The organism is Desulfovibrio sp., assembly GCA_016208105.1.
In the GTDB taxonomy this organism is placed as follows: domain Bacteria; phylum Desulfobacterota; class Desulfovibrionia; order Desulfovibrionales; family Desulfovibrionaceae; genus Fundidesulfovibrio.
This window is the reverse complement of the sequence record JACQYS010000019.1, coordinates 85,728-101,828: the sequence shown is the minus strand read 5'-3', so window position 1 is coordinate 101,828 and position 16,101 is coordinate 85,728. Positions and strand designations below refer to the sequence as shown.

The following is a 16,101-nucleotide window of genomic DNA, read 5'->3' as shown; positions in this document are numbered from 1 at the left end:
CGTTTTCGAGAAGTTGCCGTCGGCTGCGCCTCAGACGAAAACGCGTGGTTCTGGGGGAATGGTCCATCTGGGTGTCCCGCGAAGCATCCAAGGACACCCAGGAAGATAACACAGAAGAAGGGTGAGGATGTCCATAGGTCAAAGGAATGGATTCTTGGGGGATTCTCCCGGTTTGCCCTTCCGGAGGGTGGGGTGAGGGTTTTGAGGTTTGCCTCAAGGAAACGCCTTGCCAAGCGTCCCGGCCGGTACTAAGTGTAAATGCCTTCTCATCACTGACTACAGGTATTCCCCCCATGCCAGAAAAGAATCCGCATATATCGATCCCGCTTAAGCGTTTGGTTCCCCGAGTGTTGGGCTTTAAAGAGCGCGAGCTGGAAACGTGGCCCGAGGACATACAGGAGCTGGCCGTATCCCTGGCCAGCGAGCTGTTTTTGGTTCGCTACAACCCCTTCATCGATGCCTCGGACGTGCGTGAGTCCGTCGAGCAGCGTCTGACCCAGTCCACCACCATGCTCACCCCGGAGTATTTCCGGGCGATTTCCACGGCCGTGAAGGACTTCTGGACCGGGTTCGACAAGGACACGGCCTTTCGGGAGGACTTAAAAAACAGGCTCACCCAGTTTTTGGACGACAAGGCCATCATGGATGGGCCCCACAATCTGGTGGAGTGCTCCACGGACGCCACGGACCTGCGCATGGAACTTCCGCTCATGGTCCTGGCCCCGGACAGGACCGAGCACGTCCAGCGCATTATGAAGCTGGCGGACGAGATGGGCTTTTCCGTCATCCCGCGAGGCGGGGGCTCGGGCTGCACCGGCGGCGCCGTGCCCGCCAGGCGCCGCACAGTGGTGCTCTCCGTCACCAGGCTCAAGCAGGTTCTCTCTGTGAACCCGGAGGACCGCACCATCTGCGTGCAGTCCGGGGTCATCACCTTGCAGGCCATCAAGGCAGCTGCCGAAAAGGGTCTGGTGCTCACCGTGGACCCGGCCTCCAAGGCCTCGAGCTCCATAGGGGGCAACATCTCTGAAAACGCCGGAGGGCCTTACGCCTTCGAATACGGCACCACGCTCGACAACCTGCTTTCTTACAAGATGGTCACTCCGGATGCACAGGTTGTAGAAATCAGGCGCGTGGACCATCCCAGGCACAAGATCCTGGAAAACGAGACCGCGGTTTTCGAGGTCGTGGGCGAGGACGGCGTGGTGAGAGACCGCGTCGAGCTTCCCGGCAGCGAGATCCGAGGCGCGGGTCTGGGCAAGGACGTGTCCAACAAGTATCTGGGCGGCTTGCCGGGCATGCAGAAGGAAGGCGTGGACGGCGTGATCACCGAGGCCTGCTTCATCTGCTACGAGAAGCTCGCCCACTCCAAGGTGCTGGTCCTGGAGTTCTTCGGCCGGTCCATGCACAACGCCATGCTCACCATCCAGGGCGTGGTGGCCATGCGCGACAAGATCCGCCTCGAGGGCGATCTGGTGAAGATCTCCGCCCTGGAGGAATTCAACTCCAAGTACGTGAAGGCCATCGAGTACCAGAAGAAGTCCGCCAAATACGAGGGCGACCCGATAAGCGTGCTGACCATCCAGCTCGACGGCAACGACCTCCCGGCGCTGGAAAAGGCCGTGGCCGATATCGTGGCCATTGCCGAAAAACACGAGGGAGTGGACGCCTTCGTTGCCCGGGACGAGAAGGAGGCGGAAGTCTTCTGGGAGGATCGCCACAAGCTCTCGGCCATTGCCAAGCGCACCTCGGGTTTTAAGATAAACGAGGACGTGGTCATCCCCCTGGGGGTCATCCCCCAGTTCTCCGACTTTCTTGAGGAACTTAACCTAAACTACCTGGCCAAGGCTTACCGCAAGGCCCTGCAGGAAGTAACCCGGCTGCCCGGCTTTCCGGATTCCGACTCATTCGTGTCCATGGAAATGCAGTTCGCGGCCGAAATCCTGCGCGGCATCCGTACCACTGCGGAATTAAACGACCAGGAGCTCGAGGTTCAGGCCTATTACTTCTTTACGGATTTAAGAACCCGTTACCCGAAGCTCTACAACGACATCGAGGCCATCCATCAGGATATGCTGGCCAGACGCATCATCGTGGCCAACCACATGCACGCGGGCGACGGCAACTGCCACGTGAACCTGCCCGTGAACTCCAATGATCCCGAAATGCTGGCCCAGGCCCACGAGGCCGCGGACAGGGTGTTCGAGAAGGTGATGGAACTTGGGGGCGCGGTGTCGGGCGAGCACGGAATAGGCATAACCAAAATCGCGTTCCTGCCCGAGGACAAGATCACCGCCCTAAGAGCCTACAAGCAGACGGTGGATCCCAAGAACATTCTGAACCCGGGCAAGCTGGTCAGCCGCGACCTGGACTGCGAGCCCTACACGTTCTCGTTTAACCGTCTCATCCGCGACATCAGAAAAACCGCTCTGCCGGACAAGGACAAGCTCATCAACCTGCTGACCAACATCCAGGTCTGCACCCGCTGCGGCAAGTGCAAGCAGGTCTGCCCCATGTATTATCCCGAGCGCGGGCTTATTTACCATCCGCGCAACAAGAACATCAGCCTGGGTGCCATCATCGAGGCCATCTACTATTCCCAGGTTCACCACGGCAGGCCGTCCCCGGAGCTCCTGGACAGCCTGCGCAAGATGACCGAGCGCTGCACCACGTGCGGCAAGTGCACGGCAGCCTGCCCGGTGAAGATCCAGACTGCCGGCGCCATCCTGGATATGCGGGCCTTCATAGAAGAAAAGGGTGCGGGCGGGCACGGCCTCAAGTCCAAGATATTGCACCACATCGCGGAAAAGCCCGAGGAGCGGGCCCCGAGCATGGCCAAGATGGCCGCCTGGGGCCAGGCGGTGGGCAACCATCTGGTGGGGCTCATCCCGGGGCCTTGGCGTTCGCGCTTCTCCAATCCCATGCTGCAGGGGTCTGGTCCCATCACCGGGTTCAAGAACCTTGCAGACGCCCTCCAGCTGGACAAGGGCGGCATTTTCATGCCCGAGCGGCCAACTGGCGAGGCCGTGTTCTACTTCCCGGGCTGCGGCGCGGCCCTGTTCTGGCGCACCATAGGCCTGAGCGCCATCCACCTGCTCTTGCGCGCGGGCGTGGCCGTGGTGATCCCGGAGAGGCACATGTGTTGCGGGTATCCGCTTCTGTCCGCGGGCTATCAGGACGCATACCGCAAGAACCGGGCACGCAACATCGAGGCCCTGGGCGAGATATTCGTCAAGGCCGCCAACGAGGGAGTGAAACCCCAGGCCGTGCTCACCGCTTGCGGCACCTGTCGCGAGTCGCTCTCAGGCTACGAAACCGAGGTCATCGCGGGGGGCAAGATTCCCCATTTCGACGTGACCCAGTACCTGCTCTCGCGTCTGCCCGAACGGGCTGCGGACGGTATGGTTCCGGCCGAGAGACTGGTGTACCACGCTGCCTGCCACGCCGAGTGGGAGGGGGTGCCCCTGGCCAAGGCCTCGGAAATGTATCGTCAGGCCATGGCGGACCTCACCCACTCCAAGGTGGACATCTCCCCCGGCTGCTGCGGCGAGTCCGGCATGGGAGCCATCACCAGCCCGGACCTTTTCAATAGCATCCGCCTGCGCAAGCAGGAACAGCTGCACAAGGACCTTGGCGACGCAGCAAGCGAGACCCAGCCCATTCTGGTGGGATGCCCCTCGTGCAAGATAGGCATCAAGCGCTGCCTGTTGCGCATGGGGCGCAAGCAGAGCGTGTACCACACCCTGGAGTATCTGGCTGCCGTATGGGAAGGGCCCAAGTGGAAGCGTACCTTCCGCAAGGCTCTGGCTCATGCCCGCCAGGAGGGACGCAAACGGGTGGTGGTTTTCGCTGAGAAGGTGACCGCGGGCTGATGCGGGTTCTCGGCATCGACTTTGGCTTGAAACGCGTGGGGCTCGCTCTCTCCGACCCGGGTGGGAGCATGGCCTTTCCGCTTAAGACCGTGGAACGCACGGAAAAAGGCGGACGGGACGCCCTGTTCGCCGAACTACTGGAAGTGGTGAAGAACGAAGGTGTCGAGATCGTGGTTGTGGGCTGGCCCGCGCCTGCCGAGGGCAGGGACAGCCTGACGGCCCGTCAGGCCGCCAACTTCGCCGCGAGCCTGGCCAGGCGGGTGGATGTTCCGGTCAAGCTCATGGACGAGACCCTGTCCAGCGAAGAGGCTTTGGACGCCCTGCGCGCCTGTGGGGTAAAGGCCTCGCGGAGAAAAGCCGCGCTGGACCAGCAGGCCGCGGTGCTCATTTTGAAAAGCTATCTGGCCGCACCCGGCGCCGCTCGCGAAGTGGTTGGCAAACCGTGGCTGAGCCAGGAGCCTTGCACTCCGGCCGATACGAAGCCAGCGGGTAGTAATTCGTTCGAGGATGAGAGTGATGTTTAAGCGCCTTGTTTCGCTCCTGGTGCTCGTCGTGCTGGCCGGGGCAGCCTTTGTGGCATGGCACGCCTACCGCTTTCTGACCGTTCCCCCGGAGACTCCCGGCCGGGAGACCACCGTTCGCGTGGATCAGGGCATGAGCTTCGATGCCATCACCGGCCTTCTCCATAAGGAAGGCGTCATCACCGATCCTCTGGCCTTCAAGCTGCTGGCCCGCTATTCCAAGCAGGACGTCCGGCTCAAGGCCGGAGAGTACCTGCTGAGCACAGGCTACACTCCACAGAAAGTTCTCGATCTCCTGGTGAGCGGCCAGGCCATTCTCTACAAGGTATCAGTGCCCGAAGGGCTGACCATGCGCCAGATCGCCAGATTGGTTGATCAGGCCGGGCTTGGGAGCGTTGAAAGTTTCGATAGGGCCGCCCGGGACAAGGAACTGCAGGCCAAGTTCGGCATCCCTTCGGAGAATCCCGAGGGATTTCTGTTTCCCGAAACCTACTTGTTCACCAAGAAGCCCGGCGTTGATGCCAAGCAGGTGGTGGAGGCCATGTTCGGGCAGTTTCAGAAGGCGGTGGCCAAAGCCTGGCCCCAGGGCGCGCCCACCGGCAAGGAACTCTTTAACGCGGTGGTTCTGGCATCCATAGTGGAGAAGGAAACGGGCCAGTCCGGTGAACGGGGCAAGATCGCAGGGGTGTTCGCCAACCGGCTCGGCAAGAAGATGCTCTTGCAGACCGACCCCACCATTATTTACGGCCTGGGGGAGAAGTTCGACGGCAATTTGAAACGGGCGCATCTGGACGACCCGAAAAACCCCTACAACACCTACCAGCATCCGGGCCTTCCGCCCGGCCCCATCTGCAACCCCGGCCTGGAAGCGCTCAAGGCCGCGGCAAATCCCGAATCCCACGACTATTTGTATTTCGTTTCGAAAAACGACGGAACGCACTACTTCTCCAAGTCCCTGGAGGAGCATAACGGTGCCGTGGTGAAGTATCAGATGCGGAAGGGGCGCTAAGCCTGGTGATTGATAGCCGGTCCCCGGGCGGTTGCCGGTACTCATCTCTCCTCTGACCTCCCGTCTTGCCTGCGAGTTCTTCTTTATTCTTTTCCCTCTGGCAACGCCGCCCGAAATCCCGTAAGCACTACCCAGAATCCCCTAAAGGAGATCCCTATGCGAATCGGTCTGGCAGGCCTTGGCCGGATGGGTATGAACATGGTCCGCCGCCTCTTGAAGGGCGGACACGAAGTGGTGGCCTACAACCGCACTCCCGCGAAAGTCGACGAGATCGCAGCCGAGGGGGCCATCGCCTCCTACTCCATGGAGGAACTCGTCTCCAAGCTCGAAAAACCCCGGGTAGTCTGGCTCATGCTTCCCGCCGGGAACGTGACCGAGGAGCATATCGAGGAGCTAAAGCCCCTGCTTGCCCCGGGAGATATCCTGGTGGAGGGTGGCAACTCCCGCTTCTCGGATGACATCCGCCGTGCTCCGGAGCTCGCCAAGCTTGGCGTCACCTACGTGGATGCGGGCGTGTCCGGAGGCATCTGGGGGCTCAAGGTAGGCTACTGCACCATGGTGGGCGGTCCGCGCCAGGCCTTTGAGCATATCGAACCGATCCTTAAGACCCTGGCCCCGCCCGATGGCTACATGCACTGCGGCGAAACGGGCTCGGGCCATTACGTGAAGATGATTCACAATGCCATCGAGTACGGCATGATGCAGGCCTACGCCGAGGGGTTCGCCCTCCTGGACGCCTCGCGTTATTCCCAGGGGCTCGATTTCGCGAAGCTTTCGCACCTGTGGAACCAGGGCAGCGTGGTGCGCTCCTGGCTGCTCGAACTCTGCGAGGATATGTTCGCCAAGGACCCAAGGCTTAACGATCTGGCCGCTTTCGTGGAGGATTCCGGCGAGGGCCGCTGGAGCGTGCAGGAGGCGGTGGACAATGCCGTGCCGGCGCCCGTGCTTACGCTTTCGCTCATGGAACGTTTCCGTTCCCGCAAGGATAACGACTTCGGGGATCGCGTCCTGGCCGGGCTGCGCAATGAATTCGGCGGCCATGCCGTGGTCAAAAAGGAGAAGTAGCCGTGGATACGGTCCGGACCAAATCCGTCGAGTCCGAGCAGTGCAGGCTGACGGAGCGCCCGCTGGATTGCACCATTGTTATTTTTGGCGCATCTGGAGACTTGTCCTCGCGAAAGCTCTTTCCCGCCCTGGCCAGGCTCTTCGAGGTGGGTGACCTGCCGGACAACTTCGCCATAGTGGGCGCTGCCAGAACAGCCATGAACTCGGACGAATTTCGGGAAAAGGTCCGGGAATGGCTGGAGTCTTCCGGCAACCTGGCGGGAATCGACTGGAAGATTTTTCAGTCCAGGATCTACTACCTTCCCATGGAGTATGACGCACTCAAAGGATATCAGGAGCTGGCCCGGTTTATGGCCGGAGTCGAGGAGAGCCAAAGCTTGCCGGGAAACCGGATGTTCTACCTGGCAATCCCTCCCACGCTCTACGAACCGGTGTCCGGGATGCTCGGGGAAGCGGGACTGTCCAGGAATAAGGCCAAGGGCGCGTGGACCAGGATAGTGGTGGAAAAACCCTTCGGGCGCGACCTGTCCTCGTCCCGCACTCTGGATGCGGCCATGCACCAGCACTTCGCCGAAGAGCAGATATTTCGGATCGACCATTACCTGGCCAAGGAAACAGTTCAGAACGTCCTGTTGTTTCGCTTCGCCAACGCCGTGTTCGAACCTGTGTGGAACCGCAACTATGTTGACTACGTGTCCATCGTGGCTGCGGAAGAATTGGGAGTTGAGCACCGGGCCGGCTATTATGAGCAGTCCGGGGTCTTGCGTGACATGTTCCAGAATCACATGATGCAGCTTCTGGCCCTGGCCGCCATGGAACCCCCCTCGGTGTTTCGTGCTCGCGAGGTGCTGGACGAGAAAACCAAGGTTTATCGCAGCCTGCGGCCGTTCGACCCGGAAAAGGGTTTTGGGCAGCTGGTGCTGGGCCAGTACTCGGCCAGTGCGGATGGCTCCATGCCCGGCTACCGGGAAGAGCCGAATGTGGCGCCCGGTTCCATCACGCCGACTTTCGCTATGCTTAAGGCTTATATAGATAACTGGCGCTGGCAGGGCGTGCCCTTCTATATCTGCTCCGGAAAGCGCCTGGCCGAGAAAATCACGCGTGTCGTGGTGCAGTTCAAGGAAGTGCCGCATTCCATCTACCGTGATATTGTTGGGGAGCGCGTCTTGGCCAACCGGCTCATCATGGAAATCTATCCCAATGAAGGAATAAACCTGACACTTCAGGCCAAAAAGTCCGGCGAGGGCTTCTGCCTGCGCTCAGCGTCCATGAGCTTCGATTTCAAGGAGGGCTTCACAGGGCCGGCCCTGGATTCCTATGAAAAGGTGATTCTGGACTGCATGCTGGGCGACCACATGCTCTTCTGGCGCCAGGACGGGGTGGAACTGTCCTGGGGATATCTGACTCCCATTCTGGAAATGTGCGACCAGTGCGACGAAATGGAGAAATATCTCAAGTTCTATCCCGCCGGCAGCTGGGGGCCAAGGGATTCGAACATGGTCCACTTGAACTATTTTAGGGATGTTGTTGGCAATGAGCGCCGGTAGTCTTGAGCGCTTCGCGGACCAAGAGGCCGCAAGCTTCAGGGCGGCGCTCCTGACAGCGGAGGCTGTTCGCGAGGCAGTTGCGGAACGTGGAAGGGCCGCATTGGCATTGTCTGGCGGGTCCACTCCGGGTCGGTATTTCGAACTTCTTGCAGAGCAGGGATTGCCCTGGGACAAGGTGCACATATTCTGGGTGGATGAACGCCTGGTCCCGCTGGATGCACCGGAAAGCAATTACCGTCTGGCCTGGGAGCGTCTGCTCTCCCGTGTGTCTCTTCCAACGAGCAACATCCACCCCATGTGGGTGGAGCAGGTGCCCAACGAAAACACAAATCAGACTGAGAGCGTAGGTTCAGGGGCAGTCCAGAAAGTGCCGGTTGGAATGGTCGATCCTGAAAAGGCTGCGTGGACCTATGAAAACATGCTCCGGCGTTTCTTCGGGGATGGGGCGATCCCCGAGTTCGATGTGATTCATCTTGGTCTTGGGGGCGACGGCCATACGGCGTCCCTCTTTCCTGGCCAGCCAGCCCTGGATGAGCGCGTGCGCTGGGTTCTTCCCGTCACCTATGCTGGAGCGACCCCGCTGGTATCTCGTCTGACCCTCACCTTGCCTGTCATCAATGCTGCCAGAAACGTTTTCTTCCTCGTGTCGGGACCGGACAAAACCAAACTGGCCGAGAACGCGGCATCTGGACATTGCGGGGGATGCCCAGCGGGGAGAGTGCGGCCGGGTGGAAATCTGGTGTGGTTATTGGGAGGGTGACGAACCGTTCAGTTTGACGCGTGAAGGTCCCAAGTGCTGGGGGATTGTCTCGTGGATGTCATCATCCGTGTTGGGCTTACTGTCAGGGCCGGCGCTGCTGACCACATCGTGTGGGCACCACGCTCCGTAGTTTCCGCATGAGGCTTCAGATTGGTCGAGAAGATAGGGCGCCCCCCAAACGTCCCTTTGCATCTCTGCCCCAGTGGGAGGGGCGTCGAGAGAGAACGCTGCCTTCCATATCCTCGTCAGGTTAGTCTCCCAAGCAACAACACATGCCGAGGAAGCGTCCAGGCTTCGCATACAATTAAGTTGGAGACATGGGGCAGATAGGTCAGACTTGTCAGTCATGTCTGCGAGGAGGCTGTTTGCACGGACTTTGGCCAGGTAGATGACTTGGGACAGCGCCTTGAGGCGAAGACGCGTAGTGTGTCTGTTCTCAGCCTGTAAGGCCCCTTCAACGTGTTGGGATAACGATGTCAGCCTGGCTTCGCGCCAGCCGAGCCAAACCGTCAGGATGAACAAAATTCCAGCCAGCCCCAGGCCAACAGTTCTGACGCGTTTCAGCGCACCACGCTCCCGGCTGGCAACCCATGCGGAGAGTTCCATCAGCTACGTCTCCAACTGCGCCTTGATCCGGCACACCCCGCACAGCTCAAGGGAAGACGGGAACCCGCATTCAGCGCACTCTCTGAGCGCAGGAGCGGAGAGCGTCATGGCCTCGAAGGCCGGTTTGCCGTTTCGCAGGAAATGTTCGTAGAATTGCATCTTCATGCCCGGGCTTCTCTCCTCGAGGTCGGCCAATAATTTCTTGTGCCCGGTGAAACTCGCCCCACCGGAATACGGACAGGCGGCCAGCACATGCTCGATGCCCTTGAGAAAGCACCATACAGCTGTCTCGTACTCGGTCACCCGGCACAGGGGCTTGACCTTTTTCACGAAGCGGCCTTCCCCTGGTTTTACCGGCCCTTGCCCGGCCAGGTAGGCTTGGTCCCAGCGAATGGTGTTGGCGAAGAGCCGGGCGGCCTCGTCGTCCAGGTTGTGCCCGGTCGCCAGGACGTCGAATCCGTTTTCGAATGCGAATCTGTTGAACCAGTGGCGCTTTATTTTGCCGCACATCGAACAGATGGGGCGCCTTATGATTTTCTTCACCTCGGGAATGGGCAGCCCCTTCTGGGCCATCTCCAGGATGTGACAGGCGATGCCGTGCTCGGCGCAAAAGCTTTCGACAGTACTCCTGGCGTTTTCCGAGGAAACAGGAATTCCCAGGTCGATGTGCAGCGCTGTAATGGTGTAGCCCAATTCAGTGAGTGCGAGCAGCAGACCCAGTGAATCTTTGCCGCCGGACACCGCCAGGACCACGCGATCCTCGTGGCTGAACTGTTTATGCTCGTGGATGCCTCTTTCAACCTGGCGGAGGAAATAGGTCTCGAAGCAGGGCGCGCAAAATCCGGTATGATGACTGGGGAGGGCCACTTGGGCAAGTTCCCCGCAGCGACGGCACTTCATGTTCGCCTATCCCCTGGAGACCACGTGGCGTACGCGGATTTCGCCTTCATGGCCAACTTTACGGTCGGGGGTGAGCAGCTCTCGGCCACGGATGACCAGAACTTCGCTCGGTTTGAGCTTGAGCTTTCCAAGAAGCTGGGTGACTGTATTGAGGCGGCGGAACTCAATCCGCTCCCCCGTGGATTCAAGGACAACGGTTATCATGGGGGAGGTCCTACCGCGAGAGTCCGCTTTGGGCAAGCGCTGGCGCGGCAGCGAAACGTGTTGACCCGACCCTTGTTTTTGAGCATATGGTGTTGGTGTGAAAGCGCGAGACGCGCCAAGCTCCGGAGGTCTCCATGAGTTCGAAAAAGGTCCTAGTGGTGGACGACGAGAAGCACATCCGCATGCTCTACCAAGAGGAGCTTGAAGGTGAAGGATATGAAGTGGCCACCTCCGACGGGGAGGAACCCATCCTTGCCGTGCTCGACAGGGAGAAACCGGCGGTGGTGGTTTTGGACATCAAGCTCGGGCCTAACCGTTCCGGCCTGGACCTTCTGCAGGAGATCCGGGGTAAGGACCAGGCCATTCCCGTGATCCTCTCCACCGCGTATGATTCATTTCAACATGACCTCAAATCCATTGCCGCGGATTACTACGTGGTGAAATCGGTGGACTTGACCGAGCTCAAGTCCAAGGTGACACTGGCCTTGGACAAGGCCACGGCCAGCGCGTAATCATTCTCTCAAAACCCTACGCGGCCGGGGCTCCCCGGCCGCGTCCCCTTGCCCTCCCGTGGGGTTCATGCTAGCCCCTGCCCATGCTTTTTGAGGACATGAGCCAGTTTCTGTTGAAACTGGCCATCTTTGCCCCGCCCATGCTCATGGCAGTCACCTTCCACGAGGTTTCCCACGGCGCGGTGGCCGCTCTCCTGGGCGACCCCACCGCGAGGCTGGCGGGGCGTCTGACGCTCAACCCGCTGAAGCATCTGGATCCCTTGGGCCTTCTGGCCTTCGTGCTTACCCAGATGATCGGCTGGGCCAAGCCCGTGCCCGTGGACGGACGTTATTTCAAGAATCCCCGCATGGGCATGGTGCTGGTCTCGGCGGCCGGTCCGGCGTCGAATTTCGTGCTTGCCGTGTTGTCGGCCCTTGCTCTCGATGGCATCCAAAACACGGCGCACCTGATAAGCGACCCCGCTGTCAGGGCCTACTTCCTGCTCCCGCTTCTCTACATGACTGTCGCCAGCGTGCAGGTGAACCTTGCTCTGGGGGTGTTCAATCTGCTCCCCATCCCTCCCCTGGATGGCGGGCATTTGCTTATGGGGCTTTTGCCAGCGCGGTGGGCCTATGAATTGTCGCTCAAGGAACGCTGGGGATTCGTCATCGTGATTCTTCTTGCCATCAGCGGCATCCTGGGGCGCGTCCTCGGGCCCGTGGTGTCATATCTTTACAACCTTCTGATCTAGCGAGCCGACATGACCGCCAATAACCGAATCGTATCGGGCATGCGCCCTACCGGCCCCCTGCACCTCGGACACTATTTCGGCGTTCTGGACAGCTGGGTGGAACTGCACAAGGACCACCAGTGTTTCTTCTTCGTGGCTGACTGGCACGCCCTGACCACGGAGTACGCCGATCCCGCGAGAGTGAAGGGCTTCGTACCCGGCCTGGTCACCGACTGGGTCGCTTCCGGGCTCGATCCGGCTCGGTGCGTCATGTTCCAGCAGTCCCAGGTGAAGGAGCATGCCGAGTTGCACCTGCTCATGTCCATGATCACCCCGGTGAGCTGGCTGGAGCGCTGTCCCACCTACAAGGACGTGCGAGACCAGCTTGATGGCACCAAGGACCTCTCCACTTACGGATTTCTGGGGTATCCCGTGCTCATGGCCTCGGACATCCTTATCTACAAGCCCAAGTGGGTGCCTGTGGGCCAGGACCAGCTGCCGCATCTGGAGCTCACCCGCGAGATCGCCCGCCGGGCCAACCACTTCTGGGGGAACATATTCCCCGAACCCGAGGCCAAGCTGACCAAATCACCCAAGCTTCCCGGCCTTGACGGTCGCAAAATGTCCAAGAGCTACGGCAACTCGATTTCACTGGGCGAGAATCTGGACGAGGTGCGCAAGAAGGTCTCCACCATGCTCACCTGCGTGAAGCGTGCCCGCTTAAAGGACCCTGGCGAACCCGACGAGTGCAACCTCTATCCCTACCACGAGCTGTTCACCCCGGTGGAGGAGTGCCAGCGCATCGCCAGGGACTGCCGCACCGCAGCCATGGGATGCGGCGAGTGCAAGAAGATAATGACCGCCAACCTGTGCGAGTTCCTGGGCCCCTTCCAGGAGCGCCGGGCCGAGCTGGACAAGAACCCGGACCTGGCCTGGGATATTCTGCGCGACGGCAACGAACGGGCTCGTCAGGCCGCTAGGACCACTATCGAGGAGCTGCGCGAAAGGCTGAATTTCAATTTCTAGTCATGGATGGGGTGCGGTGCGATCCCACCGGACCCGCACCTTGGGATGACGAAGAGAGAGATGCCATGGCGGAATGTCCTGAAGTCGAACAGATAGGGGAGATTGCAGAGAAGGCCGAGGAGAGCGCGGACAAGCGCTTTTCAAAACGGGTGGCCCTGCTCACGGCCATATACGCTGTGGTGTTGTCCATTTGCGCCCTTGGCGGCAGCAATGCGGCCAAGGAAATGATGATGGAGCAGCAGAAAGTCACCAACCAGTGGGCCCACTACCAGGCCAAGGCCCAACGCGAGCATTTCTATAAACTGGAGCGTTCCATCCTGGAAGTGGAGTTGGCTTCTCGCGAGAGTCAGAGTCCGGCGGCCCGTGAGCGCTTCGAGAAACTTCTGGAACAACTGGCCGCTGAAGAGACCCGCTTCGCCCAGGATAAAACCGAGATCGCCCGGAAGGCCGCGCACCATGAGGAAGAGCGGGACCGGAGCATGAAGAAGGATCCCTACTTCGATTATTCCGAGGTGCTCCTCCAGCTGGCCATCATCCTGGCCTCGGTGTCCATCATCTCCGGCTCGCGCAAGACCCTGTGGCTTTCTTTGGTGTCGGCCGGGATGGGCGTATTTCTTGGCGCCAACGGCTTCCTGCTTTTCGTGGACCTGCCGTTTCTAGGCTGACAGAACTTTGGTTGGGCCCCCCTAAATGGTGCCTGGCGAATTGACGGCGCACCTGGGCTGTTGCTGCTGAAGAGCGTCGACGATGTTTTCCGCTGCTTCCATGGCGATTGCCAAACGCACCTCTTCGACTGCGGACCCCAGGTGGGGAGTGAAAAGCGTTTGATCCAGCTTGGAGAGGAGTTCACCGGAAAGAGTGGCGGGACGGCCGGGTAGAATCCAGTCTTCGAATTCAAACACATCCGCAGAATAACCATTCAGTCGCCCATTTTCCAAAGCCTTCGCCACTGCAGCTTCGTCTACGCACGAACCACGCCCGGCGTTTATCAAAAAGCTGCCAGATTTCATTGTAGCCAGTCGCTTTGCATTCAGAAGATGGTGCGAACTCTCAGTCAAGGGAGAAAGCAGTAGAACATGGTCGGCGAGGCCTAGCAACTCGTCCAGTTCCAACTGTTCCAGGCGCAACTCGCGCGCCTTGTCGTCCGGCAAGGGGACGGGATCGTACCCCAGGACCCTGGCTTCCCATCCTATCAGACGTTGCGCAACAGCCTGACCCAATTTGCCCAGCCCGATGATGCCGACAGTCCGCCCCTGTATTCCAGTGCCGTATAAGCTCGGCCGCCATCCCTGGAAGTTCCCTGATCGGACACGGCGGTCCCCTGCAAGCACATTGCGGCTTAGTGCCAGCATGAGGCCAATGGCCAATTCTGCGGTAGGTACGGTTAAAAGGTCAGGCACGTTGGTCAGCCATATGCCGCGAGCAGTGATGCTCTTGACGTCGAAATTGTCGAAACCCTTAAGCGCCGCTCCGATGACCTTGAGCTTGGGGGCATGGTCAAGCAGTTCCTGATCCACCCAGTCCGGCATGAACATCATGACCGCATCCGCGTGGGTTAGTCTGGAGAAGAGTTCTTCCCTGGGCAGACTCTCCCGGGACTCATTGGGCAGAACCCGGCAGTGTCGCTCAAGGTATGACAAAACTTGAGGATGTACCCAATGAGTGATCACAACCAGAGGCTTCTTTTTCATACGAATTTCCTCCTGAGCCATGATCCCAGCGCGTCCACCACAGTGACCATCGCGAGTATCACCAGGAGGATGGCCGCCACTTCCTGGTATTGCATCAACCGTAGCGAGGCCATCAGCTCGAAACCGATGCCGCCCGCGCCCACCATGCCCATGACTGTGGAAGCTCTGAAGTTGTACTCCCACCTGTAGACCGTAATATCCGCCATCTGAGGAATAACCTGGGGGAGCATGCCATGCAGTATCACCTGCAGCCGGGAGGCCCCGGCCGCTCGCACGGCTTCAACCGGCCGGACGTCGCAGTGCTCCACGGATTCGGCAAAGAATTTTCCCACCATCCCCACGGAGTGAAGCCCTAGGGCCAGCACGCCTGGCAGAGCCCCGAACCCGACTGCGGCCACGAACACGATGCCCATGATGAGTTCGGGTACAGAGCGCAGGAAGTTGAGAACTCCCCGGGCCATTCGCCGTACGGCGGGATTTGGTGATGAATTTGTCGCTGCAAGAAAACCGATTGGGATGGACAAGCAGACAGCCAGGAAAGTGCCGGCAACGCTCATAGCCAAGGTGTCCAGGAGGGGTTTCCCCCAGGTCCCAATATTGCTGAAATCAGGCGGCAGCATCTCGCCCAGCAGCCGGAGCAGGGCAGGTCCGCCTTCGGTCAGCCGGTTCACGTCGAAAAGCCCGGAGTGGGCCAGGCACATCCCCACAGCCAGGAGGATGACACCGCCTCGAGTGAGATTCCGGCGGTAGGCGTTCTGCCGTTCGCCGATAATGGAGTCGAAGGTCACGGACATGGCTACATCTTCGCCAGATCGAGGTTGAGCACCTTGGCCAACTCGCGGACCGCATCGTAATCTTTGTCTGTGATGGCCACGAAGCCGTCGGCCTTGAAAGGCTTGAGTACCTCGGGATCCTTTAGGCCGATGAATACGGAAGCGATTTTCTCTTTGAGCGTGGGGGAGAGGTCTGAGCGCATGGTCCAGGGATATTCGGGGAACTCCTCGGAGACGGCTACAACCTTCACTTTGTCCTTGGAGATAGTGCCTTTCTCGACCAGCATGGAGAAGATTGACTCTGAGAGACCACCGGCCTGAGCGTTGTTGTTCTGGACATTCAGGGCAACAGCGTCGTGGCTGCCAAGAAAGTGTTCCTCATAGTTCTTTTTGTGCTCCAAACCCTTTGACTTGAGCATGGATTTGGGGATGAGGTGCGATGAGGTGGACGCAGTATCTCCGTATGCCATTTTTTTCCCTGCGATATCCTCGATCTTCTCTATTCCGGAAGAGGTGTTGGCTATAACCACGGCGCGGTATGTGGCCTTGCCCTTCTTCTGCATGGCCGCGAAGGGCTCGATCTGGCTTTTGGATTTGGCCAACACGTAGGAAAGGGGGCCGAAGAAGGCCAAGTCGAGACGGCCGTTGCGCATGGCCTCAATCATTGACGAGTAGTCCGTTGTCACCACGAGTTCGATCTTCTTGCCCAGGCTTTTCTCCAAATAGTCCTTGAGGGCTTTGTTGTTCTTGATCACGGTGCTCGGACTTTCATCCGGCAGCAGAGCCACCTTCAGGGTCTCGGGGTCGGGGTTGGCCGCGAAGGCAGCGGAGCAGAAAAGCATAGTTACGGCAGTAACCACGCAAGCGATGATGGTGCGCATAGGTTCTCCTGGGTGCTTGGTTTATTA

The 16,101-nt window shown here is 59.6% G+C and carries 15 protein-coding genes; 10 read left to right on the top strand and 5 right to left on the bottom strand.

Annotation, left to right across the window (positions count from 1 at the left end; genetic code table 11):
- Nucleotides 1-293 precede the first annotated feature (293 nt).
- From HY795_10320 to pgl, 6 genes are all read left to right on the top strand, one after another.
- Complete coding sequence (locus HY795_10320) at nucleotides 294-3,869, top strand: FAD-binding oxidoreductase (GenBank protein MBI4805615.1); 3,576 nt, start codon at nucleotides 294-296, stop codon at nucleotides 3,867-3,869.
- Nucleotides 3,869-4,393, top strand: a complete 525-nt coding sequence (gene ruvX, locus HY795_10315; GenBank protein ID MBI4805614.1) for a Holliday junction resolvase RuvX — start codon at nucleotides 3,869-3,871, stop codon at nucleotides 4,391-4,393. The genes HY795_10320 and ruvX overlap by 1 nt, the downstream gene beginning before the upstream one ends.
- The gene (mltG, locus tag HY795_10310; GenBank protein ID MBI4805613.1) at nucleotides 4,386-5,399 is read left to right on the top strand and encodes an endolytic transglycosylase MltG; all 1,014 of its coding nucleotides are present in this window, start codon (nucleotides 4,386-4,388) and stop codon (nucleotides 5,397-5,399) included. The genes ruvX and mltG overlap by 8 nt, the downstream gene beginning before the upstream one ends.
- Nucleotides 5,400-5,555: 156 nt before the next feature.
- Complete coding sequence (gene gnd / locus HY795_10305) at nucleotides 5,556-6,464, top strand: decarboxylating 6-phosphogluconate dehydrogenase (protein MBI4805612.1); 909 nt, start codon at nucleotides 5,556-5,558, stop codon at nucleotides 6,462-6,464.
- A 2-nt stretch (nucleotides 6,465-6,466) separates the two neighbouring features.
- Nucleotides 6,467-8,011, top strand: a complete 1,545-nt coding sequence (gene zwf / locus HY795_10300; GenBank protein ID MBI4805611.1) for a glucose-6-phosphate dehydrogenase — start codon at nucleotides 6,467-6,469, stop codon at nucleotides 8,009-8,011.
- Nucleotides 7,998-8,771: a 6-phosphogluconolactonase gene (gene pgl, locus HY795_10295; GenBank protein MBI4805610.1), complete on the top strand. Its 774-nt coding sequence runs from the start codon at nucleotides 7,998-8,000 to the stop codon at nucleotides 8,769-8,771. Before zwf ends, pgl begins: the two co-directional genes overlap by 14 nt.
- A 609-nt stretch (nucleotides 8,772-9,380) precedes the next feature.
- Here pgl and HY795_10290 read toward each other — a convergent pair.
- Together HY795_10290 and HY795_10285 are read right to left on the bottom strand one after the other, a co-directional pair.
- Nucleotides 9,381-10,277, bottom strand: a complete 897-nt coding sequence (locus HY795_10290) for a TIGR00269 family protein (GenBank protein ID MBI4805609.1) — start codon at nucleotides 10,275-10,277, stop codon at nucleotides 9,381-9,383.
- 6 nt (nucleotides 10,278-10,283) lie between these two features.
- Nucleotides 10,284-10,481, bottom strand: a complete 198-nt coding sequence (locus HY795_10285) for a hypothetical protein (GenBank protein MBI4805608.1) — start codon at nucleotides 10,479-10,481, stop codon at nucleotides 10,284-10,286.
- 134 nt (nucleotides 10,482-10,615) lie between these two features.
- Here HY795_10285 and HY795_10280 point away from each other — a divergent pair, with 134 nt between their 5' ends.
- The 4 genes from HY795_10280 (at nucleotide 10,616) to HY795_10265 (ending at nucleotide 13,394) form a co-directional block, all read left to right on the top strand.
- Complete coding sequence (locus HY795_10280) at nucleotides 10,616-10,993, top strand: response regulator (GenBank protein ID MBI4805607.1); 378 nt, start codon at nucleotides 10,616-10,618, stop codon at nucleotides 10,991-10,993.
- A gap of 83 nt (nucleotides 10,994-11,076) precedes the next feature.
- Nucleotides 11,077-11,724, top strand: coding sequence for a site-2 protease family protein (locus tag HY795_10275; protein ID MBI4805606.1), 648 nt, complete (start codon nucleotides 11,077-11,079; stop codon nucleotides 11,722-11,724).
- 9 nt (nucleotides 11,725-11,733) lie between these two features.
- Nucleotides 11,734-12,729 carry a tryptophan--tRNA ligase gene (trpS, locus tag HY795_10270; GenBank protein MBI4805605.1) on the top strand — a complete coding sequence of 332 codons (996 nt, stop codon included), beginning with the start codon at nucleotides 11,734-11,736 and terminating at the stop codon, nucleotides 12,727-12,729.
- A gap of 65 nt (nucleotides 12,730-12,794) precedes the next feature.
- Nucleotides 12,795-13,394: a DUF4337 domain-containing protein gene (locus HY795_10265; protein MBI4805604.1), complete on the top strand. Its 600-nt coding sequence runs from the start codon at nucleotides 12,795-12,797 to the stop codon at nucleotides 13,392-13,394.
- A gap of 21 nt (nucleotides 13,395-13,415) precedes the next feature.
- Here HY795_10265 and HY795_10260 read toward each other — a convergent pair whose 3' ends face one another.
- From HY795_10260 to phnD, 3 genes are read right to left on the bottom strand one after another with little or no spacing between them, the layout of a single operon-like run.
- Nucleotides 13,416-14,420, bottom strand: a complete 1,005-nt coding sequence (locus tag HY795_10260; GenBank protein MBI4805603.1) for a hydroxyacid dehydrogenase — start codon at nucleotides 14,418-14,420, stop codon at nucleotides 13,416-13,418.
- Nucleotides 14,417-15,214, bottom strand: a complete 798-nt coding sequence (gene phnE / locus HY795_10255; GenBank protein MBI4805602.1) for a phosphonate ABC transporter, permease protein PhnE — start codon at nucleotides 15,212-15,214, stop codon at nucleotides 14,417-14,419. Before phnE ends, HY795_10260 begins: the two co-directional genes overlap by 4 nt.
- A 2-nt stretch (nucleotides 15,215-15,216) precedes the next feature.
- The gene (gene phnD / locus HY795_10250; GenBank protein ID MBI4805601.1) at nucleotides 15,217-16,074 is read right to left on the bottom strand and encodes a phosphate/phosphite/phosphonate ABC transporter substrate-binding protein; all 858 of its coding nucleotides are present in this window, start codon (nucleotides 16,072-16,074) and stop codon (nucleotides 15,217-15,219) included.
- Nucleotides 16,075-16,101 lie beyond the last annotated feature (27 nt).

Coding starts and splice junctions, on each gene's coding strand:
- phnE (MBI4805602.1), bottom strand. CDS start 15,214: ATGTCCGTGACCTTCGACTCCATTATCGGCGAACGGCAGAACGCCTAC.
- HY795_10285 (MBI4805608.1), bottom strand. CDS start 10,481: ATGATAACCGTTGTCCTTGAATCCACGGGGGAGCGGATTGAGTTCCGC.
- gnd (MBI4805612.1), top strand. CDS start 5,556: ATGCGAATCGGTCTGGCAGGCCTTGGCCGGATGGGTATGAACATGGTC.
- phnD (MBI4805601.1), bottom strand. CDS start 16,074: ATGCGCACCATCATCGCTTGCGTGGTTACTGCCGTAACTATGCTTTTC.
- HY795_10280 (MBI4805607.1), top strand. CDS start 10,616: ATGAGTTCGAAAAAGGTCCTAGTGGTGGACGACGAGAAGCACATCCGC.
- HY795_10275 (MBI4805606.1), top strand. CDS start 11,077: ATGCTTTTTGAGGACATGAGCCAGTTTCTGTTGAAACTGGCCATCTTT.
- mltG (MBI4805613.1), top strand. CDS start 4,386: ATGTTTAAGCGCCTTGTTTCGCTCCTGGTGCTCGTCGTGCTGGCCGGG.
- HY795_10290 (MBI4805609.1), bottom strand. CDS start 10,277: ATGAAGTGCCGTCGCTGCGGGGAACTTGCCCAAGTGGCCCTCCCCAGT.
- HY795_10320 (MBI4805615.1), top strand. CDS start 294: ATGCCAGAAAAGAATCCGCATATATCGATCCCGCTTAAGCGTTTGGTT.
- HY795_10260 (MBI4805603.1), bottom strand. CDS start 14,420: ATGAAAAAGAAGCCTCTGGTTGTGATCACTCATTGGGTACATCCTCAA.
- trpS (MBI4805605.1), top strand. CDS start 11,734: ATGACCGCCAATAACCGAATCGTATCGGGCATGCGCCCTACCGGCCCC.
- ruvX (MBI4805614.1), top strand. CDS start 3,869: ATGCGGGTTCTCGGCATCGACTTTGGCTTGAAACGCGTGGGGCTCGCT.
- pgl (MBI4805610.1), top strand. CDS start 7,998: ATGAGCGCCGGTAGTCTTGAGCGCTTCGCGGACCAAGAGGCCGCAAGC.
- HY795_10265 (MBI4805604.1), top strand. CDS start 12,795: ATGGCGGAATGTCCTGAAGTCGAACAGATAGGGGAGATTGCAGAGAAG.